Source organism: Duganella guangzhouensis (assembly GCF_009674535.1).
GTDB classification, from domain to species: domain Bacteria; phylum Pseudomonadota; class Gammaproteobacteria; order Burkholderiales; family Burkholderiaceae_D; genus Rugamonas; species Rugamonas guangzhouensis.
The window spans coordinates 73,781-99,166 of record NZ_WKJK01000006.1 but is presented as its reverse complement, the minus strand read 5'-3'; the positions used below and the strand labels follow the sequence as shown (position 1 = coordinate 99,166).

22 protein-coding genes are annotated in these 25,386 nt (G+C 63.8%); 19 read left to right on the top strand and 3 right to left on the bottom strand.

The genetic code is table 11. From position 1 onward, the window contains the following. Nucleotides 1–65: 65 nt before the first annotated feature. Nucleotides 66–1,799, bottom strand: a complete 1,734-nt coding sequence (locus GJ699_RS13080; protein ID WP_154376837.1) for a GGDEF domain-containing protein — start codon at nucleotides 1,797–1,799, stop codon at nucleotides 66–68. Nucleotides 1,800–1,969: 170 nt separating this feature from the next. Between GJ699_RS13080 and panD the strand changes: the two genes are divergently transcribed. Continuing rightward, nucleotides 1,970–2,329 carry an aspartate 1-decarboxylase gene (gene panD / locus GJ699_RS13075; protein WP_154376835.1) on the top strand — a complete coding sequence of 120 codons (360 nt, stop codon included), beginning with the start codon at nucleotides 1,970–1,972 and terminating at the stop codon, nucleotides 2,327–2,329. Nucleotides 2,330–2,374: 45 nt separating this feature from the next. On the opposite strand, the gene GJ699_RS13070 is transcribed toward panD, so the two are convergent. After that, nucleotides 2,375–2,995: a Crp/Fnr family transcriptional regulator gene (locus GJ699_RS13070; RefSeq protein WP_229262092.1), complete on the bottom strand. Its 621-nt coding sequence runs from the start codon at nucleotides 2,993–2,995 to the stop codon at nucleotides 2,375–2,377. A gap of 241 nt (nucleotides 2,996–3,236) precedes the next feature. Here GJ699_RS13070 and GJ699_RS13065 point away from each other — a divergent pair, with 241 nt between their 5' ends. The 15 genes from GJ699_RS13065 to GJ699_RS12995 all read left to right on the top strand — a co-directional run bounded on the left by GJ699_RS13065 (nucleotide 3,237) and on the right by GJ699_RS12995 (nucleotide 19,534). Continuing rightward, on the top strand, nucleotides 3,237–4,844 hold the full coding sequence (locus GJ699_RS13065) for a methyl-accepting chemotaxis protein (RefSeq protein WP_154376833.1): 1,608 nt from the start codon (nucleotides 3,237–3,239) through the stop codon (nucleotides 4,842–4,844). A gap of 189 nt (nucleotides 4,845–5,033) precedes the next feature. Then, the gene (locus tag GJ699_RS13060) at nucleotides 5,034–6,158 is read left to right on the top strand and encodes a methyl-accepting chemotaxis protein (protein ID WP_371867553.1); all 1,125 of its coding nucleotides are present in this window, start codon (nucleotides 5,034–5,036) and stop codon (nucleotides 6,156–6,158) included. A gap of 13 nt (nucleotides 6,159–6,171) precedes the next feature. After that, nucleotides 6,172–6,540, top strand: a complete 369-nt coding sequence (locus tag GJ699_RS13055) for a response regulator (protein ID WP_154376830.1) — start codon at nucleotides 6,172–6,174, stop codon at nucleotides 6,538–6,540. A gap of 28 nt (nucleotides 6,541–6,568) precedes the next feature. Further along, a complete protein-coding gene (locus tag GJ699_RS13050) occupies nucleotides 6,569–6,853 on the top strand; it encodes an STAS domain-containing protein (RefSeq protein WP_371867552.1) in 285 nt (94 codons plus the stop codon). 10 nt (nucleotides 6,854–6,863) lie between these two features. Beyond that, on the top strand, nucleotides 6,864–9,044 hold the full coding sequence (locus GJ699_RS13045; RefSeq protein ID WP_154376828.1) for a chemotaxis protein CheA: 2,181 nt from the start codon (nucleotides 6,864–6,866) through the stop codon (nucleotides 9,042–9,044). A gap of 10 nt (nucleotides 9,045–9,054) precedes the next feature. Further along, nucleotides 9,055–9,603 (top strand): chemotaxis protein CheW, encoded by a 549-nt coding sequence (locus tag GJ699_RS13040; protein ID WP_154376827.1) that lies wholly within the window; start codon nucleotides 9,055–9,057, stop codon nucleotides 9,601–9,603. 12 nt (nucleotides 9,604–9,615) lie between these two features. Beyond that, a complete protein-coding gene (locus GJ699_RS13035) occupies nucleotides 9,616–10,425 on the top strand; it encodes a CheR family methyltransferase (protein ID WP_154376826.1) in 810 nt (269 codons plus the stop codon). Next, a complete protein-coding gene (locus tag GJ699_RS13030; RefSeq protein WP_154376825.1) occupies nucleotides 10,422–10,928 on the top strand; it encodes a chemotaxis protein CheD in 507 nt (168 codons plus the stop codon). The genes GJ699_RS13035 and GJ699_RS13030 overlap by 4 nt, the downstream gene beginning before the upstream one ends. Beyond that, nucleotides 10,925–11,998: a protein-glutamate methylesterase/protein-glutamine glutaminase gene (locus GJ699_RS13025; RefSeq protein ID WP_154376824.1), complete on the top strand. Its 1,074-nt coding sequence runs from the start codon at nucleotides 10,925–10,927 to the stop codon at nucleotides 11,996–11,998. The genes GJ699_RS13030 and GJ699_RS13025 overlap by 4 nt, the downstream gene beginning before the upstream one ends. A 2-nt stretch (nucleotides 11,999–12,000) precedes the next feature. Next, nucleotides 12,001–13,254, top strand: coding sequence for an EAL domain-containing response regulator (locus GJ699_RS13020; protein ID WP_154376822.1), 1,254 nt, complete (start codon nucleotides 12,001–12,003; stop codon nucleotides 13,252–13,254). Nucleotides 13,255–13,279: 25 nt separating this feature from the next. Next, nucleotides 13,280–14,965, top strand: coding sequence for a methyl-accepting chemotaxis protein (locus tag GJ699_RS13015; protein WP_154376820.1), 1,686 nt, complete (start codon nucleotides 13,280–13,282; stop codon nucleotides 14,963–14,965). 12 nt (nucleotides 14,966–14,977) lie between these two features. Beyond that, the gene (locus GJ699_RS13010; RefSeq protein WP_154376818.1) at nucleotides 14,978–15,490 is read left to right on the top strand and encodes a chemotaxis protein CheW; all 513 of its coding nucleotides are present in this window, start codon (nucleotides 14,978–14,980) and stop codon (nucleotides 15,488–15,490) included. Between the two features lie 10 nt (nucleotides 15,491–15,500). Next, nucleotides 15,501–17,186, top strand: coding sequence for a methyl-accepting chemotaxis protein (locus tag GJ699_RS13005; RefSeq protein ID WP_154376816.1), 1,686 nt, complete (start codon nucleotides 15,501–15,503; stop codon nucleotides 17,184–17,186). Nucleotides 17,187–17,199: 13 nt separating this feature from the next. Beyond that, nucleotides 17,200–17,979, top strand: coding sequence for a substrate-binding periplasmic protein (locus GJ699_RS13000; RefSeq protein ID WP_154376814.1), 780 nt, complete (start codon nucleotides 17,200–17,202; stop codon nucleotides 17,977–17,979). 73 nt (nucleotides 17,980–18,052) lie between these two features. Next, nucleotides 18,053–19,534 carry a methyl-accepting chemotaxis protein gene (locus GJ699_RS12995; protein ID WP_154376812.1) on the top strand — a complete coding sequence of 494 codons (1,482 nt, stop codon included), beginning with the start codon at nucleotides 18,053–18,055 and terminating at the stop codon, nucleotides 19,532–19,534. Here GJ699_RS12995 and GJ699_RS12990 read toward each other — a convergent pair whose 3' ends face one another. After that, the gene (locus GJ699_RS12990) at nucleotides 19,535–20,350 is read right to left on the bottom strand and encodes a class I SAM-dependent methyltransferase (RefSeq protein WP_154376810.1); all 816 of its coding nucleotides are present in this window, start codon (nucleotides 20,348–20,350) and stop codon (nucleotides 19,535–19,537) included. 398 nt (nucleotides 20,351–20,748) lie between these two features. On the opposite strand from GJ699_RS12990, the gene GJ699_RS12985 reads away from it, so the two are divergent. From GJ699_RS12985 to GJ699_RS12975, 3 genes are read left to right on the top strand one after another with little or no spacing between them, the layout of a single operon-like run. Then, nucleotides 20,749–22,386 carry a TldD/PmbA family protein gene (locus GJ699_RS12985; protein ID WP_154376808.1) on the top strand — a complete coding sequence of 546 codons (1,638 nt, stop codon included), beginning with the start codon at nucleotides 20,749–20,751 and terminating at the stop codon, nucleotides 22,384–22,386. A 21-nt stretch (nucleotides 22,387–22,407) separates the two neighbouring features. Next, nucleotides 22,408–23,745, top strand: coding sequence for a TldD/PmbA family protein (locus GJ699_RS12980; protein WP_154376806.1), 1,338 nt, complete (start codon nucleotides 22,408–22,410; stop codon nucleotides 23,743–23,745). 2 nt (nucleotides 23,746–23,747) lie between these two features. After that, nucleotides 23,748–25,385, top strand: a complete 1,638-nt coding sequence (locus GJ699_RS12975; RefSeq protein WP_154376804.1) for a TldD/PmbA family protein — start codon at nucleotides 23,748–23,750, stop codon at nucleotides 25,383–25,385. The last annotated feature ends 1 nt before the right edge of the window (nucleotide 25,386 follow it).

Here is a 25,386-nt window from a genome sequence, read left to right as displayed (position 1 = left end):
GAGCCCAGCTGTAGCCGTACGGCTACAGCTGGGCTCGTGTAGAAATGATGGACCTGACCCCGGAGTTATTCGACGCGGTTGCGGCCGTTGCGTTTGGCGCGGTAGAGCGCGAGGTCGGCTTGGTGCAGCAGGTCGTCCAGCGCGGCTTGCGGGCCGCTGGCGCTGGCGACGCCGAAGCTGGCGGTGACGCGTAATACCTGGCCTCCGCTGATGGTCAGCGGCTCGCGCGCAATGGCGCTGCGCAGCCGCTCGGCCAGCAGGCCCGCTTGCTCGCGCGTGCAGTTGGATGGCATGACGACAAACTCTTCTCCGCCATGGCGCGCCAGGATTTCGCCGTCGCGCAGTTCGTTGCGGACCAATTCAGACACCTGTATCAGTACCTGGTCGCCCGCTTCGTGGCCATGGTTGTCGTTGACCGATTTGAAGTGGTCGATGTCGAACAGCAGCACCGCCAGCAGTTCGTTGCGTTCGCGCGCGTGGTGCAGGCGACGGTTGCCGGCTTTGGCGAACGCGCGCCGGTTCAGGATGCCGGTCAGGTAGTCGGTGTCGGCGCGCTTGCGCAATTCTTCGATCAGCCGTTTGCGCTCCAGCTCCAGTTGCTGGCGTTCGATGCTGTTGGTGCGCAGCGTCGACAGCGCGCGCAGCATGTCGCCGATTTCGTCGGCCCGTTGCGCGCCGCCCGGATCGCGCGAGTAGTCGCCATTCCCCAACCGGATCACGGCGCGGGTGGCGCGCAGCAGCGGTACGATCACGCGCCGCCGTACGATCAGCAGCAGCAGGGTCAGCGCCAGCAGTATGGCCACGCCGGACAGCGCCGCGATCCACAATTCGCGCAGCGCGTGATCGCGATCGCGTTCGGCCTGGGCCTGCGCGGCGCGCAGCAGTTCGTCGCGCACGGCGACGATCGGCGCCATGGTCGGCACGTAGCGCTGGGCGAACTGGCCCGGCTCGGTGGCGTAGGCGTGGCCGGCGCGGCTGGCTTGTTCGATCTCTGTCACCAGCTGCTGGCCGCCGTCGAAGTAGACGCGGTCCATGCGCGCGATCGCCGCCGTCAGCGCCGGCGGGTTGCCATCGACGCGGAACGGCATCTGGATCTGCTGGCGCAGCAATTGCAACCGGCCACGCAGCACGTTCATTTGCTCGTGCTCGGCCAGCGTCAGCGGCTGACCGGTGATCAGCGGTACGGTCAGGATGGAGCCCAGCCGCCCGGCATATTCGCGCAGTTCGACCGCATAGCGCGCCTTGATCAGGGTGCGTGAGATGCGCGGATAGGCTTGTTCGGACAGCAGCGTGTAATTGGTCACCGCGTCCAGCGCCAGCGGTACCAGCGCGAACATGCGCGCGATCGCGCCTTGCAGCTGCGCCGGCGGCCGCGTCGCCGGCGTCTGCGCCGCCAGCCGGTCGACTTCGCCGCGCGCCGCCCCCAGCGCCGCATACAGCGGCTCGATCGCGACCGGATGCGGCGCGTCGTAACCCTGCAACTGGCGGCCAACGTCGGCCCGCAGTTCGCGTTCCAGCTGCAGCAGCGCCAGGTCGGTGGCGGCGCGCGCCTGGCGCAGCCGTTCGCGCCGCGCCGGATCGCCGCCGCTCTGCTCGCCCAGCACGGCGTTGACCGGGCCGCGCTCGGCCGACAGTTTTTCCGCCGCCACCATCGCGCTTTGTGTCAGCCGCAGCGCTTGCAGGCCGGCGCCGGTGTCGTCATAGCGGCGCCAGGCGTCGCGCGTGATGTGGCCCAGCATGCCGCACACCATCAGCCCGAGTGCGGCGGTGGACAGGGTCAACTGGCGCGAAAGTTTCATGAAAATAGGTGAAGATGACTCCAGGTAAGCAATATGCCACAAAGCGGCCGTTGGCGGTGGGAATGCGGCAGTGCGCAACGGCAAATGGTACAATGCCGCCCGCGCATCGCTGCCGTTGCCTGGACAGGATGCCAAGTTTGAATGATTACTATCGAGGGAAGAAGATGTCGATGCAACGTATGATGCTGCGCTCCAAACTGCACCGTGTGACGGTGACGCAGGCCGACCTGAACTACGAAGGTTCCTGCGGTATCGACGTGGACCTGCTGGAAGCTGCGGATATCAAGGTCAACGAATATATCGAGCTGTATAACGTGAACAACGGCGAGCGCTTCGCCACCTACGCTATCGCCGGCAAACGCGGCAGCGGCGAGATTTCGCTGAACGGCGCCGCCGCCCGCAAGGCGCAGCTGGGCGACCTGCTGATCATCTGCACCTACGGTCCGATGAGCGAGGAAGCGGTCGCCACGCACCAGCCGAAACTGGTGTTCGTCGACGAAAACAACAAGATCAAGAGTGTGAAGCCGTAATCCACGCGGCCGCAAACAAAAAGGCGCCTTTCAAGGCGCCTTTTTTTATGGCTTGCTGCCGTCCTGCCGCAGCAGCTGCGACATGTATTGCGGCGTGATGCCGAGGAACGATGCCACCACCTTCTGCGAGATGCGCTGCTCCAGCCCCGGATACTCGCGGCGGAAGGCGTTCAGGCGGCCCTGCGCCGGCGAGGCGTTCAGGTACAGCCGGCGGCTCTGCTCGATGATGCTGTACTCGGTGGCGCCCAGGTAGTAGTCGCGCAGCTGGCTGTTGCGCTGGTACAGGGCGTTGATTTCGGCCCACTCCAGACGAAAGCCGTGGATGGCGGTCTCAGCCAGCACGAAGTTGCGCGCCGGCGCCGATTCGCGCGAACGCAACAGATCGTCGTGCGCGGCCACCGGTTCGCCATCGGTCTGGAAGTGCAGCGTGACTTCATTGCCGGTCTCGGTGATGAAGCCGGTGCGGGCGACGCCGCTGTTCAGCCAGTACACATATTGGGCCGGGGTGCCGATGCGTTGCAGGTACTCGCCCTTGCGCATGCTGAACGGCACCGCCAGCGGTGCGAGCAGGCGAGAGGCCTCATCGTACAACTCGGGGGAAACGCCGTAGCGGCGGGAAACGACTTCGCGATATTTGACGCGGTGCTCTAGGAATGCGTTGCTCATGAGTTTGGGTTATCGGGGGCGGGGATAGCCACTGGAACGATGATGTTTAAAATTCCGTTATGTAAACGGCCGTACAAAACCAATCCGGGAGTGTAAACCTTTTCACACGAAATGTCGGAATATTTGTTGCAGATTAGAATGGAAATTAAAATATATTTCAAGTTTCAACTAGTTGAATAGTTGTTGCCGGCGGCGGGTTTGGCGTTACTATTGAAAAACAATTCAAATACGGAGACCGGCCATGAAACTCTCTGATCTCAGCATCGGCAGGCGCATGTCGTTTGGCTTTGCCGTCATTTTCGCCATCCTGATACTCAACACCGGTCTCGGCATTTACCGCCTGCAGGGCGTGGCCGCGTCTACCCGGGCCATGATGGAGCAGCCGCTGGCCAAGGAGCGCCTGATCTCCGACTGGTATCGCAATGTGTTCGCCGGCATCCGCCGCACCACCGCCATCGCCAAGAGCGCCGATCCGTCGCTGGCCACCTTCTTTGCCGAAGAGGCCAAGAGCGCCACCGTCTTCTCGCAGGGCTTGATCAAGAAAATCGAGGAGCTGGCCAGCGACGACGACAAGAAGCTGATGAGCGAGCTGAACGCCACCCGCAAGGTCTATCTGGAGTCGCGCGACGGCTTGATGAAGGCCAAGGCGGCCGGCGACGCCGCCGAGGCCACCCGGCTGCTGGAGCAAGTCTATCTGCCGGCCTGCAAGGTGTACGAAGAGATGTTGCAGCGCATCCTGACCCATCAGCGCAAGGAGATCGACGCCGCCGCCGCCCGCATCGACGAGGTCGCGCGCGACAGCCGCAACCTGCTGATCGTGCTGGCGGTGCTGGTGGTCGGCTTCGGCTCGGCCTTCGCCTGGTGGCTGACCGCCGGCATCACCCGTCCGATCAACGAGGCGGTGGCGCTGGCCGAGAGTGTGGCCGAAGGCGATCTGGTCGACCACGGCAGCCGCAGCGCATACAGCCAGGATGAGCCGGGCAAGCTGCTGCAGGCGCTCAACCGCATGTCGCACAGCCTGGTGCGCATCGTGGGCGAAGTGCGCCAGGGCACGGACACCATCAGCACCGCCTCCACCGAAATCGCCGCCGGTAATCTGGACCTGTCGTCGCGCACCGAGGAACAGGCCAGCTCGCTGGAGGAAACCGCATCGTCGATGGAAGAACTGACCAGCACCGTCAAGCAAAACGCCGACAACGCGCGCCAGGCCAACCAGCTGGCGGCCAGCGCCGCCGAGGTGGCGCAGCGCGGCGGCGCCGTGGTGTCGGACGTGGTGCACACCATGGCCTCGATCGAGGCCTCGTCGAAGAAGATCGTCGACATCATCGGCGTCATCGACGGCATCGCGTTCCAGACCAATATCCTGGCGCTGAACGCGGCGGTGGAAGCGGCGCGCGCCGGCGAGCAGGGGCGCGGCTTCGCGGTGGTGGCGTCCGAGGTGCGTAACCTGGCGCAGCGCTCGGCCAGCGCCGCCAGGGAGATCAAGGGCTTGATCGACGATTCGGTCGGCAAGGTGGAAGCCGGCACGCGGCTGGTGGGCCAGGCCGGCAGTACCATGGAAGAGGTGGTGGACAGCATCGCCCGCGTCACCGCCATCATGGGGGAGATCAGCAACGCCAGCGCCGAGCAGACCCATGGCATCGAACAGATCAACCAGGCCATCACGCAGATGGACCATGTGACACAGCAGAACGCGGCACTGGTGGAGCAGGCTGCGGCGGCGGCCGGCGCCATGCAGGAACAGGCGGCGCGGCTGGCCGACGCGGTCAGCATTTTCAAGCTGGATCATGCTGCGCCGCAGCGGCCGGTCTTGCGCGCTACGCCCCGGACGCTGCTGGCGCAAGGCTGAAGCACGCATCGCGCACAGGCGCGGTTGTTTTGGTGCAACAGCATTGGCAATCGCGTGTCGGCGGTGGCGCGTGCGGCTGATTCTGCGCTACAGTGGGACTACCGAAGGCGCTGCCCTCAGCGGCGCTCGGCTACTACAGTGGGGTGGCGTCCAGTGAAGACTCAGACCGGGGTAGGTAGCAAATTACTAGTGCCATTCGGCTTGGCTGCCGCTGGCGCGTTGGGCACCATCGTCGCGGGCTGGAGCGCCTGGGGTTGGTACACGCTGATCTGGGCGGCGCTGCTGCTGGGCGCGGCCTTCTGGCTGAGCCGCGACAGCGGTTTCGGCAGCCCCGGCGCCGGCAACGACAGCATGATCGCCGACTACCTGGAGGGCCGACAGCGCTTTGGCGACGCGGTGCTGCCGGTGTGGTGCCGGCATATCGAAAATTCACGCACGCAGATGGAGGAAGCGGTGTCCGATCTGGCGACGCGCTTCTCCAACATCGTCGACAAGCTGGACAACGCGGTGCACGTCTCCGCCGGCGACCAGCAGAACGGCCGCTCGATGACCGAGGTGTTCAGCCACAGCGAACAGCAATTGGGCTCGGTGGTGAAGTCGATGAAGTCGGCGATGAGTTCGAAGCAGGCGATGCTGGCGCAAATCAAGGATCTGGAACGCTTCACGCGCGAGCTGCGCGGCATGGCCGAAGGCGTGGCCAGCATCGCCGCGCAAACCAATCTGCTGGCGCTGAACGCGGCGGTGGAGGCGGCGCGCGCCGGCGAGCAGGGGCGCGGCTTCGCGGTGGTGGCACAGGAGGTGCGGCAACTGTCGATGCGCTCGGCCGAAACCGGCAAGGAAATCACCAACCGCGTGGGGCTGATCAGCAGCGCCATTCTGGCCGCCAGCCAGGCCGCCGAGCAGTCGAGCGAGGCGGAAGACAAATCGATGCAGTCGGCCGAGGGCATGATCGGCGCGGTGCTGGCCGAATTCCGCCAGATGACCGACGCGCTGGTGCAATCGTCCGAGCTGCTGAAGCAGGAAAGCCGCGGCATTCAGGGCGAGGTGGGCGAGGCGCTCGTGCAGCTGCAGTTCCAGGACCGCGTCAGCCAGGTGATGGCGCACGTGCGCGAAAACATGGAGCACCTGCCGCAGCTGCTGCAGGAGAATCAGCAGGAGTACGCCGACAGCGGCGTGCTGCAGGCGCCCGACCCAGACCGTCTGCTGGGCGAGCTGCAAAAGACCTATGCAATGGCGGAGGAACACGCGGTACACAGCGGCGTGCGCCACGCGGCGCCCAGCGCCGCCGCAGCCGACGAAATCACTTTTTTCTGAAGGTGGATGAGACATGGCAAAAACCATCATGGTGGTCGATGATTCGGCCTCTTTGCGTCAGGTAGTGGGGATAGCGCTGAAGGGCGCGGGTTACGATGTGATCGAGGGACGGGATGGCGTCGATGCGCTGTCCAAATGCACCGGGCAGAAAATTCATCTGGTGGTGTGCGATGTGAATATGCCGAATATGGACGGCATCACCTTCGTCAAACAGTTCAAGCAGCTGCCGCTGTACAAATTCACGCCGGTGATCATGCTGACCACCGAGTCGCAGGAAAGCAAAAAGGAAGAGGGCAAGGCGGCCGGCGCCAGGGCGTGGGTGGTCAAGCCGTTCAAACCGGAGGTGCTGTTGGGCGCCGTCGCCAAGCTGGTGCTGCCATAATCCGAGGGAGGCTGTGATGGCGGATGATGTGAGTCGCATTTCCCTCGACGGCGAGCTGACGATCTACCGCGCCGCCGACGTGAAAGTCATTGTGCTGGAGGCGCTGCGCAAGACGCGCGTGCTGGAAATCGATTTGTCCGGTGTGATCGAGCTGGATACCGCCGGTCTGCAGGTGCTGATGCTGGCCAAGCAGACCGCCGCCGCCGACCAGCGCGAGCTGCGCCTGCTGCAGCACAGCCCCGCCGTGCTGGAGATTTTCGAGATGCTGGACCTGGTCGCCTTCTTTGGCGACGCCGTGCTGATACACGCGTGAGGGCATAGCCATGAATCTGGACGAAGCGTTACAGACATTTATCGCCGAGAGCCGCGAGCTGCTGGAAGAGATGGAGAACGCGCTGCTCAACGTCGACCTGGCCGGCGATCAGAACGAGGCGATCAACGCCATCTTCCGCGCCGCCCATACCATCAAGGGCTCGGCGGGCTTGTTCAGCCTCGATCACATCGTCGCCTTCACCCACGTGGTGGAAAGCCTGCTGGACAAGGTGCGCGACGGCAGTGTCACGCTGAATGATGAAATGGTGGTGTTGCTGCTGTCCTGCTGCGACTACCTGTCCGGCATGATAGACGCGCTGGCCGCCGGCCGCACCGAACAGGACCCGGATACCGCGCCGGAAGGCGAAATGCTGCAGCATCAGCTGCGCCGCCACATGGATGGCAACACCGCGCCGCAGATTCCGGCCGCGCTGGCGGTGCACGCCGACACGCCCAGCGTGGAGCGCATCGACAAGGATCACCTGGAGCGCATGAGCAGCGATTACTGGCACATCTCGCTGCGCTTCGGCCGGGTCGTGCTGCAGAACGGGATGGACCCGATCGCCTTCCTGCGCTACCTGGGCAAATTGGGCAAGATCGTCGGCATCGCCACGCTGCCGGACGCGCTGCCGCCGGCCGAGGAAATGGATGCGGAGTTGTGCTACCTCGGGTTTGAAATCGCCTTCGACAGCACGGCCGACCGCGAAGCCATCGCCGGCGTGTTCGAGTTCGTGCAGGAGGACTGCGAAATCCGCATCATCCCGCCGCACAGCAAGGTGTCCGAGTATGTGAATCTGATCCGCGCCTTGCCGGAGCAGGCGGCGCGGCTGGGCGAGATTCTGGTCCGTTGCGGCAGCGTGACCCAGCAGGAACTGGACGGCGCGCTACAGCAGCAATCGAATCCGGACCAGCGCCGTGACGACGCGCCGCCGCAGCAACTGGGCAGCATCCTGGTCGACGGCGGCAATGTGCCGCCGGTGGTGGTGGAGGCGGCGCTGGCCAAGCAGAAGCAGGTCAGCGAACAGAAGGCGCAGGAAAGCCGTTCGATCCGGGTCGATTCCGACAAGCTGGATCGGCTGATCGATCTGGTGGGCGAGCTGATTATCGCCGGCGCGCGCGCCAATATGATCGGCCAGCATATCCAGAACAGCGAGCTGCTGGAATGCACCTCGACCCTGACCGGCCTGGTGGAGGACGTGCGCGACGCCGCGCTGGAGCTGCGCATGGTGAAGATAGGCGCCACCTTCAACCGCTTCCAGCGCGTGGTGCACGACGTGGCGCGTGAACTGGGCAAGGACATCGGCCTGATAGTCGATGGCGAGGATTCGGAGCTGGACAAAACCGTGGTGGAGAAAATCGGCGATCCGCTGATGCACCTGGTGCGCAACGCCATGGACCACGGCATCGAACCGGCCGAGGTGCGGCTGGCGGCCGGCAAGCCGGCCAAGGGCATGATCAAGCTGAATGCCTTCCATGAATCGGGCAGCATCGTGATTGAAGTCAGCGATGACGGCGGTGGTTTGCGCAAGGAGAAAATTCTGGCCAAGGCCATCGAGCGCGGGTTGATCGACGCCGAGCGCAAGCTGACCGACAGTGAAATCTACAACCTGATTTTCGAAGCTGGCTTCTCGACGGCGGAGAAGATCACCAACCTGTCCGGGCGCGGCGTCGGCATGGACGTGGTGAAGCGGAATATCCAGGCGCTGCGCGGCAGCGTGGACGTCGGCAGCAAGGAGGGACAAGGCACCACCGTCACCGTGCGTCTGCCACTGACGCTGGCCATCATCGACGGCTTCCTGGTGCAGGTGGGGGCGTCGGTGTTTGTGATCCCGCTCGACATGATCGAGGAATGCATCGAATACGCCACCGAGCCGGGACAGGATTACACCAATCTGCGCGGCCAGGTGCTGCCGCTGGTGCGGCTGCGCGAGCTGTTCCGCATCGGCGGCGCCGCCACCCGGCGCGAGAGCATCGTGGTGCTCAAGTTCGGCAACCACCGCGCCGGGCTGGTGGTGGATACGCTGCTGGGCGAGTTCCAGACCGTGATCAAGCCACTCAGCCCGGTGTTCAGCGAAGTCAAATGCATCAGCGGTTCCACCATTCTCGGCAGCGGTGAGGTGGCGCTGATCCTGGATGTAGCGGCATTGATGCACACCGTCGGCGGCCGCGGCGCGGTGGCGCTGGCAGCCTAGGAGAGCAGGTATGAGCATAGACGCCAATGTGGTCACGTACGGAAGTCACGCCATCGTCGCGCTGCAAAGCGGCGCCGCGCTGCCCAGCCAGTTCCTGACCTTCATGCTGGGCGAGGAGCAGTATGCGGTCGGCATCCTGCACATCAAGGAGATCATCGAATACGGCAGCCTGGCCACGGTGCCGATGATGCCCGACTGCGTGCGCGGCGTGATCAACCTGCGCGGCGCGGTGGTGCCGGTGATGGATTTGTCGGCCCGCTTCGGCCGCGCCCAGAGCATCATCGGCAAACGCAGTTGCATCGTCATCGTCGAAACGGCGGGCGAGGATGGCGACAGCAAGCAGGTGCTGGGCATGCTGGTGGACGCGGTCAACGCGGTGGTGGAAATCGCCGCCGACGATATCGAACCGGCGCCGTCGTTCGGTACCCGCATCCGGCCCGACTTCATCGCTGGCATGGGTAAATACAATGGCCGCTTCGTGATCCTGCTCGATATTGAGCGCGTGCTGTCCAGCGAGGAGATTGTTGAAATGGCGCGCGGCACCGCCGCCCTGGCATGAGGATTGAGCGACATGGCCGCAGCGATGATCACCGAGCGCGAGTTTATGCAGTTCCAGCGCTTTATCTACGATGCGGCCGGCATCACCATGTCCAATGGCAAGCAGGCATTGGTGAGCGGCCGTCTGGCCAAGCGGCTGGCGCATTATCAGCTGGATAGCTTCAGCGATTATCTGCGGCTGCTGGAAAGCCGCGCGCAACCGGCCGAACTGCAGATGGCGGTGGATCTGCTGACCACCAATGAAACCTACTTCTTCCGCGAACCCAAACACTTTGCGCTGCTGCGCGACCTCGCCACCGAGGCGCGCGACAAGGGGCGCGGCCTGCGGGTGTGGAGCGCCGCCAGTTCCAGCGGCGAGGAACCGTACAGCATCGGCATGGTGCTGGCCGACGTGATGGGCATGGACGGCGCCTGGGAGGTGCTGGGCACCGACATCAGCACCCGCGTGCTGCAGCGCGCGCGCAGCGGCCACTATCCGATGGAGCGGGTGGCGCAGATGCCGCAGAATTATCTGAAAAAGTTCTGCCTCAAGGGGCAGGGCAGCGAGGCTGGCACCATGCTGATCGAACGCACGTTGCGGCAGCGCGTGCAGTTCCAGCATCTGAACCTGAACGCGCCGCTGCCGCGGGTTGGTACCTTTGATGTGATCTTTCTGCGTAACGTCATGATCTACTTCAATATGGAGACCAAGCGCCAGGTGGTGGCGCGCCTGCTGGCGCAACTGCGTCCGGGCGGCTACTTCCTGATTGGTCACTCGGAGACGCTGAACGAGATTAATGAAACGCTGGTCGCCGCCGCGCCGTCGATTTATCGCAAGCCATGAGTGAGAAGCTGATCGATATCTTCCTGATGCCGGGCGATTATTTCGTCGGCGATGGGCAGTACCGGGTGCGCACGCTGCTCGGTTCCTGCGTATCGATCACGTTGTGGCATCCGGCCTTGCGGATTGGCGCCATGTCGCATTTTCTGCTGCCGGGCCACGGCCGCCGCAAGCATGACCGGCCGGCCGACAAGCCGGGCATGTATGGCGCCGACGCCATGCAGCTGATGATGGATGGGATGGCGCAGCACGGCGTGCCGCTGGCGCAGTGCCAGGGCAAGATCTTCGGCGGCGGTGCGATGTTCCCGCGCAGCGCCAAGGTACGCGACATCGGCATGCAGAACGGCGACTACGCGCGCAGCATGCTGCAGGAACATGGCATACACGTGGTGTCCGAAAGCCTGTTTGGCGAGGGACACCGTCAACTGATATTTACCATCCGTAATGGCGAGGTTCTGAGCCGGCAGGTACCGCCGGAACCGGCATGGAGCAAGGAAGAGGCATGAATGAAATCAAGGTCATGATCGTCGACGATTCCGCCGTGGTGCGGCAGGTGCTGAGCGGCCTGCTGAACGCGGCGCCTGGCATCAAGGTCACTCACGCCGTCGCCAATCCACTGTTGGCGATGGATCGCATGAAGGTGCAGTGGCCGGACGTGCTGGTGCTGGACGTGGAAATGCCGAAGATGGACGGTATCACCTTCCTGCGCAAGCTGATGACCGAGCATCCGACCCCGGTGGTGATCTGCTCGACGCTGACCGAGAAGGGCGCGCAGACGTCGGTCGAGGCGCTGACCGCCGGCGCGGTGGCCATCATCACCAAGCCACGGCTGGACCTCAAGCAGTTTTTGCACGATAGCGCGGACGAGCTGATTTCGGCGGTGCGCGCCGCCGCTGGCGCCCATGTCGGCAAGCTGGCCAGCCGCCCGGCGCCGCCACCGGTGACAGTCAAGCTGAATGCCGACGCCATCCTGCCGCCGGAAACGGTGCGGCCGATGACCGCCACCACCGAGCGCGTAGTGGCGATCGGCACCTCGACCGGCGGCACCCAGGCACTGGAGGAAGTGCTGACCGCGCTGCCACGGGTCTCGCCAGGCATCGTGGTGGTGCAGCACATGCCGGAGAAATTCACCGCCGCCTTCGCGGCGCGGCTGGACAGCGTGTGCGAGGTGCGCGTCAAGGAGGCGGCCAACAACGACCGTGTGCTGCAAGGACAGGTGCTGATCGCGCCCGGCGGCAAGCACATGCTGCTGCGCCGCACCGGCGCGCAGTACTTCGTCGAAGTGGTGGATGGGCCGCTGGTGAACCGGCACCGGCCGTCGGTGGATGTGCTGTTCCGCTCCGCCGCGCGCGCCGCCGGTGCCAATGCGCTGGGCGTCATCATGACCGGCATGGGCGACGATGGCGCCGCCGGCCTGCTGGAGATGCTGAAGGCCGGCGCCCGCACCGTGGCGCAGGATGAAGCCACTTGCGTGGTGTATGGCATGCCGAAGGAAGCGGTGAAGAAGGGCGCGGTCGAGAAATCGCTGCCGCTGAACGCGATCTATCGCGAAATCCTGCAGCAGCTTCAGTACTAAGCATGAGCACTCAGCCAGCCGCCACTTTCGCCTGGGCCGGCCGCCGCGTGCTGGTGGTGGAGGACAGCGTGGTGCAGCGCGGCTATCTGGTCGGCTTGCTGCGCCAGCTGGCGTTTGGCGAGATTCTGGAGGCGGGTGATGGCAACGAGGCTTTGCAGCTGCTGGAACGCGAAGCGGAGCCGCTGTTCCTGGTGCTGACCGATCTGGAGATGCCGGGCATGGATGGCATTGAGCTGACTTGCCAGCTGCGCGAGCGCCGGCTGGCGGAGCACCTGATCGTGGTCAGCGCGCGCGATCCACGTCTGCTGGAGATCATCGAGAGCATGGCCTGCGAAGACGCGGCGATCGGACTGCTGGGCACCCTGCTCAAACCGGTGCAACTGGAGCCGCTGACGCAGTTGCTGTACAAGGCAGAGGGACGCAGCCGCGATTGCGCGCCCTCCGTCGCCATGCCGCCGCCGCAGGCCACGCTGGACGAGTTGGCGCAGGCATTGGCGCGCAATGAATTCCTGCCCTGGTTCCAGCCCAAGGTATCGATGCAGCATGGCCAGCTGAAAGGCGTGGAGGCGCTGGCGCGCTGGCAGCATCCGCAGCGCGGCTTGCTGTCGCCGGCGCACTTCATCGACACGCTGGAGGGACAGCCGCTGATGGCCGAATTCACGCTGGCGATGGTGCAGCAGGTGCTGCAACACATCCTGCAGTGGCAGAAGGCCGGCTTGCCGCCGCTGACGGTGTCGGTCAACCTGTCGGCCGATAACCTGGCCGAACGTGGCTTCATCGACCGCCTGACGGCGCAGGTCAGTGCTTCCGGCGTGGCGCCGGGCTGGCTGGTGTGGGAGGTCACCGAGACCAGCGTGATGCGCCAGCTGTCGCAGGCGCTGACCAATATGGGCCGGCTGCGGCTGATGGGCTATGGGCTGGCGATGGACGATTTCGGCATCGGTTATTCGTCGATGCAGCAGTTTGCGCGCTGTCCGTTCACGGAACTGAAGATAGACCGCGCCTTCGTCAATGGCGCGGCGCAGTGGCCCAACCGCCACAAGGTGCTGAAAAGCGCGCTCGATCTGGGCCAGAGCCTGGGCGTGGCGACGGTGGCCGAAGGGGTGGAAACGGAGGAGGACTGGAAGCTGTTGCGCGACCTTGGTTGCGACATGGCCCAGGGCTATTTGCTGGCCAAGCCGATGCCGGCCGAAGCGCTGGTGGGCTGGATGCGACAGGACCGGCGCCGCTTGCGCGCGCTGGCGGGATCAGAATAACGACAACCAAAGCTGGGGGGGCATCATGTTAGCGACGTTGCAGGTCAGGACCAAGATTTTGATTTTGCTGGCGGTGGCGGTGATCGCCCTGCTGACGGTGATGCTGATTGCCTTCTCGGGCATGAAGACACAGAGCGAGATGCTGGCAGAAATCGGCGGCAACCGCATGCCCTCGGTGCAGGGGCTGCAAATGATTTCGGAGGCGCAGACGGCGGCGCGTTCGGCCAGCCGCGCCATCGACGCGATGTCGGCCTATCCGGACGACGTGGCCGAGATCACCCACGAGCTGGAACGCAAGCAGCAGGCTTGGGCCGCCATCGACAAGGGCTGGAAAATCTATGAGCCCTTGCCACAGAGCTCGGAGGAAGCCGCGCTGTGGAAGATCTTCGTCAAGCAGTGGGACGCGTGGAAGCAGCGCGACGCCGTGGTGAGCGACATGGCCAGTCAGATCCTGCGTGCCGATGCCGCCAAGCGGCGCGAATTGTTCAGCAGCCTGCATGCCGCGATCAAGGACAACCGCACTGTCTTTCGCGATGCGGAAGAGAGCATCAACAAGCTGGTGGCGCTGAACATCCAGTATGGCGATCAGGCGGTCAAGGATGCGGACGCGGCGTCGGCGGCCGCGCTGCGCAGCATGTATCTGGCCTCCGGCATTGCGCTGGCGCTGCTGGTGGTGATTGGCCTGTTGATCCTGAGCGGCATCATGAAGCAGCTGGGCGGCGATCCTTCGTATGCGGCCGAGATCGTGCGTCTGGTAGCGGACGGTGATCTGCGCGTGGATGTGCAGCTGAGGAGTGGCGATACCGGCAGCCTGCTGGCGGCGATGAAGGGCATGATCGAGAAGCTGTCGCAGGTGGTGCAGGAAGTGAACAACGGCGCCGAGGCGCTGGCGTCGGCATCGGAAGAAGTCAGCGCCACCGCGCAGTCGCTGTCGCAGGCGGCCAGCGAGCAAGCCGCGGGCACCGAGGAAACCAGCGCTTCGGTGGAGCAGATGACGGCCTCGATTTCGCAGAACACCGAAAACGCCAAGGTCACCGACGGCATCGCCAGCAAGGCGGCGGTGGAAGCGGCCGAAGGCGGCGAGGCGGTCAAGTCGACGGTGGCGGCGATGCAGCAGATCGCCAAGAAGATCAGCATCATCGACGATATCGCTTACCAGACCAATCTGCTGGCGCTGAACGCGGCGATCGAGGCGGCGCGCGCCGGCGAGCATGGCAAGGGCTTCGCGGTGGTGGCGGCCGAGGTGCGCAAGCTGGCCGAACGCAGCCAGGTGGCGGCGCAGGAAATCGAACAGGTGGCGTCCAGCAGCGTGGAGCTGGCGGACAAGGCGGGGCGCTTGCTGGACGAGATGGTGCCCAACATCCGTCGCACCTCCAATCTGGTGCAGGAGATCACGGCGGCGTCGGAAGAGCAGTCGGCCGGCGTTGGCCAGATCAACGCCGCCGTCACGCAGTTGAGCCAGACCACGCAGCAGAACGCGTCCAGCTCCGAGGAGTTGGCGGCGACGGCGGAAGAGATGAGCGGCCAGGCCGAGCAGCTGCAGCACACCATGTCCTTCTTCAAGCTGGCCGGCGGCCCGCGTCCGGTGCGCACGCCTGCGGTCAGCACCCGCAAGCCGGGGCGTGGCGGCCGCGCGGCCATCGGCGCGGTGTCCAGCCGGCGCATGAGTGAAGTGACGGAGCCGGACGAGTCGCACTTCGTCAAATTTTGAGCGAGGCTAGCCATGCATACCTTGACCGCAGCCGAGCCGCCGCCGGACGGCGCCGCGCAGCAGGCGTCGGCGCAGTACCTCAGCTTCATGCTGGGGCAGGACATGTTCGCGATGGGCATATTGGCGGTGCGCGAGATTCTGGAATACGCCGGCGTGACGCCGGTGCCGCAAATGCCGCCGTCGATCAGCGGCATCATCAATTTGCGCGGCACGGCGGTGCCGGTGCTGAATCTGGCGCGGCGGCTGGACCGCGAGCCTTCCGCCATCAGCAAACGCACTTGCATCATCGTGGTCGAGGTGGCGAGCGAGGAAGGCGCGCTGGTGATCGGCATTCTGGTTGATGCGGTGAACGCGGTGCTGGACATCCCTGCCATCGACATCGAACCGGCGCCGCGCTTTGGCGCCGTCAAGGCCGATCTGCTGCATGGCATCGGCAAGGTACAAGGCCGCTTCGTGCTGCTGTTGAATGTGCAGCACCTGGTATCGACGCTGCATTTACAGGAATTCGTTGCACACATCCCCTAGGAGACTTTATATGTTCAGAAACCTGACAGTCAGGACCAAGATCCTGACGCTGATCGGCGTTGCGGTGCTGGCGCTGTTGCTGGTGGTGGTGATTGCTTTCCAGGGGCTGCAGAAGGAGGGCAGCATGCTGGCCGAGATAGGCAAGAACCGCATGCCTTCGGTGCAGGCGCTGATGGCCATCAATGAAGGCAAGACCGCGCTGCGTTCCGCCAACCGCGCGGTGGACGCTCTGGCGCTGTATCCGGATGACACAGCGGAAATCACGCAGCAGATCAAGCGCCGCACCGACACCATGGCCGGCATCGACAAGGCATGGGCGATCTATGACGCTTTGCCGCAGTCGCCCGACGAGGCCACGCTGTGGAAGACCTTCGTCAAGCAGTGGACCACGTGGAAGCAAACCGACGCTGAACTGGCTCAGTTGCTGACGCAGATGCAGGGCGTCGACACGGCCAAGCGCAAGGAATTGTTTGTCGCGGTGCACCGCAATCTGACGGAGAACAAGCAGATCTTCCGCGATATCGATGACAGCCTGCAGAAGCTGGTGGACCTGAACGTCGGCTATGGTGAGGATGCGGTGAAGGAGGCCGATGCGGCATCGACCGCCGCCACCTCGCGCATGTATAGCGCGTCGGCGGTGGCGCTGCTGGTGCTGGTCGGCCTGGGGCTGCTGATTTTGCGCGACATTCTCAAGCAGCTGGGCGGCGATCCTTCGTATGCGGCCGAGATTGTGCGCCAGGTGGCGGACGGCGATCTGCGCGTCGATGTGCAGCTGAAGAACGGCGATACCAGCAGCCTGCTGGCGGCGATGAAGAGCATGATCGAAAAGCTGTCGCAGGTGGTGCAGGAAGTGAACAACGGCGCCGAGGCGCTGGCGTCGGCGTCGGAAGAGGTCAGCGCGACGGCGCAGTCCTTGTCGCAGGCGGCCAGCGAGCAGGCCGCGGGCACCGAGCAAACCAGCGCCTCGGTGGAGCAGATGACGGCCTCGATTTCTCAGAACACCGAGAACGCCAAGGTCACCGACGGCATCGCCAGCAAGGCTGCGGTGGAGGCGGCCGAAGGCGGCGAGGCGGTCAAGTCGACGGTGGCGGCGATGCAGCAGATCGCCAAGAAGATCAGCATCATCGACGATATCGCTTACCAGACCAATCTGCTGGCGCTGAACGCGGCGATCGAGGCGGCGCGAGCCGGCGAGCATGGCAAGGGTTTCGCGGTCGTGGCGGCCGAGGTGCGCAAACTGGCCGAACGTTCGCAGGTGGCGGCGCAGGAAATCGAACAGGTGGCGTCCAGCAGCGTGGAGCTGGCCGACAAGGCGGGGCGCTTGCTGGACGAGATGGTGCCGAATATCCGCCGCACCTCCAACCTGGTGCAGGAGATCACGGCGGCGTCGGAAGAACAATCGGCCGGCGTCGGCCAGATCAACGCCGCCGTCACGCAGTTGAGCCAGACCACGCAGCAGAACGCGTCCAGCTCCGAACAGCTGGCGGCGACGGCGGAAGAGATGAGCGGTCAGGCCGAGCAACTGCAGCAGGCCATGTCCTTCTTCAAGCTGGCCGGCGCCAGCCGCGCACCGCGCGCGCCGGTGGTTCACACCCGCAAGCCTGGTCGCGGTGGCCGCCCGGCGGTGGGTGCTGCCTCCAGCCGGCGCATGCCGGAAATGGGCGAACCGGATGAAACCAATTTTGTGAAGTTCTGAGTGGAGGCCGGCGATGCGCTGCGCATCTCTGGCCCTTGCGCTGCTGCTGGCCGTGCCGGCAGCAGCGGTGGCAGCGGCGCCTACGCCGGCGCCGCCGCGCGAATCGATGCGCATTTTCGGCGCCGTCATCCCGCCGCTTAGCTTTATGCGCGACGGCACGCCAACCGGCTATTGCGTCGATCTGGCGCACGAGATTCAGCGCCGCATCAAGGACCGCACGCGGGTGGAATTGCTGCCGTGGGCACGCGCCTACCGTCTCGCCGTCGATGGCGCCAACATCATGCTGATATGCCCCAAGCGCACGCCGGAACGCGAGCCGCTGTTCCGTTGGGTGGGGCCGGTGCTGGAGTCGCAAAGCGTGGTGTACGCGCTGCGCAGTTCACGCCTGCGCCTCGGCAACCTGGCTGATTTGCGTGCGCTGGATGGGGTGCTGGTGCCGCGCGATTTCTATACCCATCAATATTTGCGCATTGCCGGCTTTACCAATCTGGACCCGGTGAACTCTTCGCAAACCATGCTGGCCATGCTGCTGGCGGGGCGCCGCAAGGCGATGGTGCTGGACCGCGAGCAGCTGCCCTTTCTGCTGCGGCAGGCTGGCGTCTCGGCCGATGTGGTGGAGCCGGTGTTGCGGGTGATGACCATCCATAGCTATTTCGCGTTTCCCCTGTACGCACCGGACGCGCTGGTCGCGCAGTGGCAGCAGGCGCTTGACCAGATGCGGCGTGACGGTACGCTGTTGCGCATTCACCGCAACTGGTTCCCGGACCTTGCAGATAGTACCGCACACCGTTAGTTTTGGTGAGAATTCCCGGCCAATATTGGATCACAATGAACGGAGATCCTGTCTGCCCGAGGAGTATTCACCCATGTTCACGCATATGAAAATGGAGACCCGGCTGCATGCCGGTTTTGGCGTCATCGTCCTGCTGGTGATACTGATGGGCTTAATCGCCTTCAGCAAACTGAGTTCGCTGCACCAGCACTGGAGCGATTTCGAACACGTGACGCTGGCGCGCAAGAACGCGGTGCTGGAAGGCGTGACGGCGCACGGCCACGCGGTGCGCCACTTCAAGAACTATCTGCTGCGCGGGGGCGACAACAACGCCAAGTTCCGCGCCGATCTCGCTGTCATAGACAAAGAGATGAACAACTACCGCGCCGCCGGCGCGCTGACGTCGGAAGAGCAGGTGCTGCTGGGCGAAGTGCTGGCGGGCCTGAAGAGTTACGACAGCAGCATGGTCCAGCTGGAGGCGATGCAGGAAAAGGGCGCCAGCGTTGTCGACATGGACAAAGCCATCAAGGGCGCCGATGACGCCATCGCCACCGCCTTCCGCAAGCTGCTCAAGGTGAACGACGCCGAAACCCAGCAAGAGTCGGAAGCCATGGGCGAGGTCACCAGCTCCGCCAAGCAGATGATACTGGCGGTGGACGTGGTGATCGCGCTACTCGGCTGCGTGCTGGCGGTGTGGCTGTCGCGCAGTCTGGCCGGCATTGTGCGCGAAGTGCAGACGGTGGTGGCCAGTCTGTCCGGCGCCTCGCAGGAAGTCAGCGCGACGGCGCAGTCGCTGTCGCAGGCGGCCAGCGAGCAGGCGGCGGGCGTGGAGGAAACCAGCGCCTCGATCGAGCAGATGACCGCCTCGATCGCGCAAAACACCGAGAACGCCAAAATCACCGACGGCATCGCCACCCAGGCGGCGGTGGAAGCGGCGCGCGGCGGCGAAGTGGTGAAGGCCACCGCATCGGCCATGAAGCAAATCGCCGGCAAGATCGGCATCATCGACGATATCGCTTATCAGACCAACCTGTTGGCGCTGAACGCGGCGATCGAGGCAGCGCGCGCCGGCGAGCATGGCAAGGGCTTCGCGGTAGTGGCGGCCGAGGTACGCAAGCTGGCCGAACGCAGCCAGGTGGCGGCGCAGGAGATCGGCGAGGTGGCGGCCGACAGCGTCAAACTGGCCGAGCAGGCCGGCGCCATGTTCGACCAGCTGGCGCCCAATATCCGCAAGACTTCGGAGCTGGTGCAGGAGATCACGGCGGCGTCGGAAGAACAGTCGTCTGGAGTGCGTCAGATTAACGGCGCGGTGATGCAGCTGAGCGAAACCACACAGGTCAACGCGGCCAGCTCGGAAGAGCTGGCGGCGACCTCGGAAGAAATGAGCGCGCAGGCCGATCAGCTGCGGCGCTTGATGGCGGTGTTCAAGCAGTACGCGGTGGACGATGGCGCGCCGCTGGTGGCATCGGTGCGGCGGCCGTCGAAATTGAAACCCGCGGCTGCCGGGCGGCCGGCGCGCAGCGTGGCGCTGTCCACCGACAGCGCGCCGGATGAAACCAAATTTACGCGTTTCTGATTATTTCGGCTTCACGAACTTGAGCGTCATGCGGTCGCTCTCGCCGATGGCCAGATATTTGGCGCGGTCCTCGTCCTTGTTGTCCAGCGTTGGCGGCAGCGCCCACACGCCGCCCTTGTGGTCGGCCGTGTCTTTCGGATTGGCGTTCACCTCCGACTTGGCGGCCAGCTTGAAGCCGGCCGCCTCCGCCAGTTTGATCACATAGGCTTCATGCATATAACCGCTGCTGGCGGTGGCGTCCTGGGTTTTCGACGCCGGCAGCCGGTGCTCCTCCACCCCCAGCACGCCGCCCGGTTTCAGCACCGTGTACAGGTTGGCGAACAGCTCCTTCGTCTTGTCCGGACCCAGCTCGATCCAGTTGTGGATGTTGCGGAAGGTGAGCACCATGTCGACGCTGTTGGGCGGCGCCATCTCGTATTTGCGGCCCGGCGAAAACACGCCGATGGCGACCTTGTTGAAGACCTCGGGCTTGGCGTTCAGGCGCGCCAGGAAGCGTTCCGCGCCCTTGCGCTCACCTTCGTTGGGCGAGGCCAGGTCGCTGCCACCGGTAATCAGCTTACCGTGATCGCGCAGATACGGCGCCAGGATCTCGGTGTACCAGCCGCCGCCCGGCGCCAACTCCACCACCGTCATATTCGGCTTGATGCCGAAGAAGGACAGTGTTTCATAAGGATGGCGGTAGACGTCGCGCTTCACATAATCCGGTGTGCGCGAGGGCGCGGCGACCGCCGCTTTCAGTGCATCGTCGGCGCTGGCGGTGCCGGTGGCGCCGATCAGCAAGGTGGCCGCCAGCGCAGCCAGTACAGATAGTTTCATGCACATCTCCTGAAGTGTGGGGTTTAGGCGACGCCCGCATCGCCCTGCGCGATCATCGGCCATGCACGCAAACAGGTCAAGCAAAACGGCGGCCACGCACAGCGCAGGTGCGTGGACACGGCGCGGACAGCATGCGGACACTGAGCGGACACCGAATCGGACACTTTATGCGTGCAAAACAGGTACTTGCGCTTGCCTTTCCGATGGCATACATTTTGCCTACTGCGCTCCTTAATCCCTCGCTAATATTGCGTGATCCGTAAAAACGAGCGACAGATATTCTGATGTAACGTTAAGTAACAATAACGATCGTGGTAGTTCAGGCAGTTAAAGCAAATAAAACGCAGAAACCTCAGCAGGACCATCGGGCGGCTGGCCCGTAACAATGTGGAGATACTATGGAACGACGTGCATTCCTCAACATCAGTAGTCTGGCTATGGGCACGATGCTGCTGCCCGCCTTTGGCCGCGCCATCGCCGCCGAAGAGCTGCTCAAGCCAGTGGATGTGAAGTTCAAAAAAGCGCTGGCCGATACCGCCATGACCGCCGCCACCCAGGCCGGCGCCTCCTACTGCGACGTGCGCGTGGGCCGCTATCTGAATCAGTTCATCACCACCCGTGACCTGAACGTGGACAACGTCACCAACACCGAATCGGCCGGCGTCGGCGTGCGCGTGATCGCCGGCGGCGCTTACGGCTTTGCCGCCACCAACGACATGACGCCGGATGGCGTGGCCGCCGCAGCGCGCCAGGCGGTGGCGATCGCCAAGGCCAATGCCAAGCTGCAGACCGAACCCGTGATTCTGGCGCCGGTAAAAGGCGTGGGTGAAGTGTCGTGGGCCACGCCCATCATCAAGGACTGGCGCACCGTCGCCATCAAGGACAAGGCCGACCTGCTGATCGCCGCCAACAAGGCCGGCATGGAGAGCGGCGCCAGCTTCATGCAGTCCTTGCTGTTCCAGGTCAACCAGCAGAAGTACTTCGCTTCCACCGATGGTTCCTATATCGACCAGGACGTGCATCGTTTGTGGATGCCGTTCTTCGCCACCGCCGTCGATCAGAAAGAGAACAAGTTCCGCACCCGCCAGGGTTTGTCGGCGCCGGTCGGCATGGGCTACGAGTATCTGGACGGACGCCCCGAGCACAAGCTGCAGGCGGCCGGCGGCATCACCACGCTGTACACCAAATCGTATGACCTGATCGAAGACGCGCGCCTGGCCGGCAAGCAGGCCAAGGCCAAGCTGAAAGCCAAGTCGGTGGAACCGGGCAAGTACGATCTGGTGCTGTCGCCTGAACACCTGTGGCTGACCATCCACGAATCGGTGGGCCACCCGACCGAGCTGGATCGCGTGCTGGGCTACGAGGCCAACTTCGCCGGCACCAGCTTCGCCACGCTGGACAAATGGCAGTCGAAGAAATTCAAGTACGGTTCGGAGCTGGTTAACATCCTCGCCGACAAAACCACGCCAGGCTCGCTGGGCGCGGTCGGTTACGACGACGAAGGCGTCAAGTGCAAGAACTGGGACATCATCAAGGACGGCATCCTGGTCAACTACCAGGCCACGCGCGATCAGGCCCACATCATCGGCGAGAAGGAGTCGCACGGCTGCTCGTATGCCGACAACTGGGCCAACGTGCAGTTCCAGCGCATGCCGAACGTATCGCTCAAGGCCGGCAAGAAGAAGCTGACGCCGGACGAAATGATCAAGGACGTCAAGAAGGGCATCTACATCGTCGGCGATGGCTCGTTCTCGATCGACCAGCAGCGCTACAACTTCCAGTTCGGCGGCCAGCTGTTCTACGAAATCAAGAACGGCAAGATCGGTCAGATGCTGGAGGACGTGGCCTATCAGTCGAATACCCAGGAATTCTGGAACGCTTGCGTGGCCATCTGCGACGAACGCGATTGGCGCATGGGCGGTTCCTTCTTCGACGGCAAAGGCCAGCCGTCACAGTCATCGATTGTGTCGCACGGCGCATCGACCACGCGCTTCAACGGCGTCAACGTGATCAATACCGCCCGCAAGATCGGCTAAAGCCTGGAGAGAGAGACAACAATGAAATTCCTGAGTCAAGAAGAGACCAAGCGTATCAGCGACAAGCTGCTGTCGCTGACCAAGGCCGATCAGTGCGAAGTCGCCATCAACGGCAAACGCAAGGGCAATATCCGCTATGCGCGCAATGCCGTGTCGACCGCCGGTCTGATTGAAGACACGCAGCTGGCGGTGTCGGTTGCCTTCGGCAAGAAGCAGGGCACCGCCACCATCAATGAATTTGACGACAAGTCGCTGGAAAAAGCCGTGCGCCGCGCCGAAGACCTGGCGCGCCTGGCACCGGAAAATCCGGAGTTCATGCCGACGCCGTCGAAGCAGGAGTACAAGGCGTCGCAGACCTTCTTCCAGAAGACCGCCGACATCGATCCTGAATTCCGCGCCCAGGTGGCGGCCTACAGCATCGAGAACTCGCGCAAGAACAAGCTGGTGGCGGCGGGCTTCTTCACCGACACCACCGAGTTCACGGCGATCGCCAATTCCAACGGCGTGTTCGGTTACCAGACCGATACCAGCCTTGATTTCACGCTGACCGTCCGTACCGAAGATGGCCGCGGCTCCGGCTGGGTCAAGCGCAGCGTGGGCGACGCCAGCAAATTCGACGCGCGCGCCGCGTCCGATGTCGCGATTGAAAAGGCGCTGCGTTCGGTGGACGCCAAGGCGCTGGAGCCGGGCCGCTACACGGTGATCCTGGAGCCGGCCGCCACCTCGGACGTGCTGGCCTATATGTTCAACTCCTTCGATGCCCGTTCGGCCGATGAGGGCCGCAGCTTCCTGGCCAAGAAGGGCGGTGGCAACCGTCTGGGCGAGAAGCTGTTCGATGAGCAGGTCAATGTGTGGGCCGACCCGTGGGACAAGGATGTCGCCGTGCTGCCGTGGGATGGTCAGAGCATGCTGGCGCGCGAACGCCAGGACATCATCAAGGATGGCCGTATCGCCAATCTGGATTACTCGCAGTACTGGGCCAAGAAGATGGGCAAGCGCGCCATCGGCGCGCCGGGCAATATCATCATGGCCGGCACCAGCAAGTCGACCGAAGAGCTGATCGCCAATACCAAGAAGGGCATCCTGGTCACCCGCACCTGGTATATCCGCATGGTGGACCCGCAATCTGTGCTGCTGACCGGTTTGACCCGTGACGGCACTTTCTACATCGAGAACGGCAAGATCAAGCACCCGATCAAGAACTTCCGCTTCAACGAAAGTCCGGTGGCGATGTTGAACAACATCGAGGAAATCGGCAAGCCGGAAATCCTGTCGGGCGACGAGTCGCAATTCCAGTTGCTGATTCCCGCCATGAAGGTGCGCGACTTTAACTTCACTTCCTTGTCGGACGCGGTGTAATAATGGAACGACGTTCATTCCTCAAAGTGGGCGCCATCGCCGGTGGCAGTTTGCTGGTGCCGGTGTTTGGCAATGCGATCGCGGCGGAAGAGCTGCTCAACCCGATGGCGGTGCAGTTCAAGAAGTCGCTGGCCGATGCCGCCATGAACGCGGCCACCAAGGCCGGCGCCAGCTACTGCGACGTGCGTGTCGGCCGTTACCTGAACCAGTTCATCACCACCCGTGACCTGAACGTGGAAAACATCGTCAACACCGAATCGTCCGGGGTTGGCGTGCGGGTGATCGCCAACGGCGCTTACGGCTTCTGCGCCACCAACGTGATGACGCTGGATGCGGTGGCCGACGCCGCGCGCCAGGCGGTGGCCATCGCCAAGGCCAACGCCAAGCTGCAAACCGAGCCGGTGGTGCTGGCGCCTGTGAAGGGCGTGGGCGAAGTGGCATGGGCCACGCCGTTCAAGAAGGACTGGCGCGCGGTGCCGATCAAGGACAAGGCCGAGATGCTGCTGGCGGCGAACAAGGCCGGCCTGGATGCGGGCGCCAGCTTCATGGCGGCCAATCTGTTCCAGGTCAACCAGCAGAAGTACTTTGCCTCCACCGACGGTTCCTACATCGACCAGGATATTCATCGTCTGTGGTCGCCGTTCACCGCCACCGCCGTCGATAAAGCCAGCGGCAAGTTCCGCACCCGCGACGGCCTGTCGTCGCCGGCCAGCATGGGCTTTGAATTCTTCGATTGCAAACCGGAGAATCGCATTCATGCCGCCGGCGGCGTCACCACGCTGTACAAGGGCGCCTACGATTTGATCGAAGATGCACGCGCGGCCGGCAAGCAGGCGCGCGAGAAGCTGAGCGCCAAGACGGTCGATCCGGGCAAGTACGATCTGGTGCTGTCGCCGGAACACCTGTTCCTGACCATCCACGAATCGGTGGGTCACGCCACCGAGCTGGATCGGGTGCTGGGCTACGAGGCCAATTACGCCGGCACCAGCTTCGCCACGCTGGACAAGTGGCAGTCGAAAAACTTCAAGTACGGTTCGGACCTGGTCAACATCGTCGCCGACAAGACCACGCCGGGTTCGCTCGGCCTGGTGGGCTACGACGATGAAGGCGTGGCGTCCAAGCGCTGGGATCTGATCCGCAACGGCATCCTGGTCAACTACCAGGCCACGCGCGACCAGGTGCAGATCATCGGTGAGAAGGAGTCGCAGGGCTGCTCGTATGCGGACAGCTGGAGCAGCGTGCAGTTCCAGCGCATGCCGAACGTGTCGCTGGAAGCGGGCAAGAAGAAGCTGACGCCGGACGAGATGGTCAAGGACATCAAGAAGGGCATCTACATTCTGGGGCGCGGTTCGTACTCGATCGACCAGCAGCGCTACAACTTCCAGTTCGGCGGCCAGCTGTACTTCGAAATCAAGAACGGCAAGATCGGCCAACAGCTGGAGGACGTGGCTTACCAGTCCAACACCCAGGAGTTCTGGAATGCCTGCTCGGCGCTGTGCGATGAACGCGACTGGCGCTTGGGCGGCTCCTTCTTCGATGGCAAAGGGCAGCCTAGCCAGGTCAGCGCCGTGTCGCACGGTTCGCCAACCACGCGCTTCAACGGCATCAACGTGATTAACACCGCTCGCAAGATAGGATAAG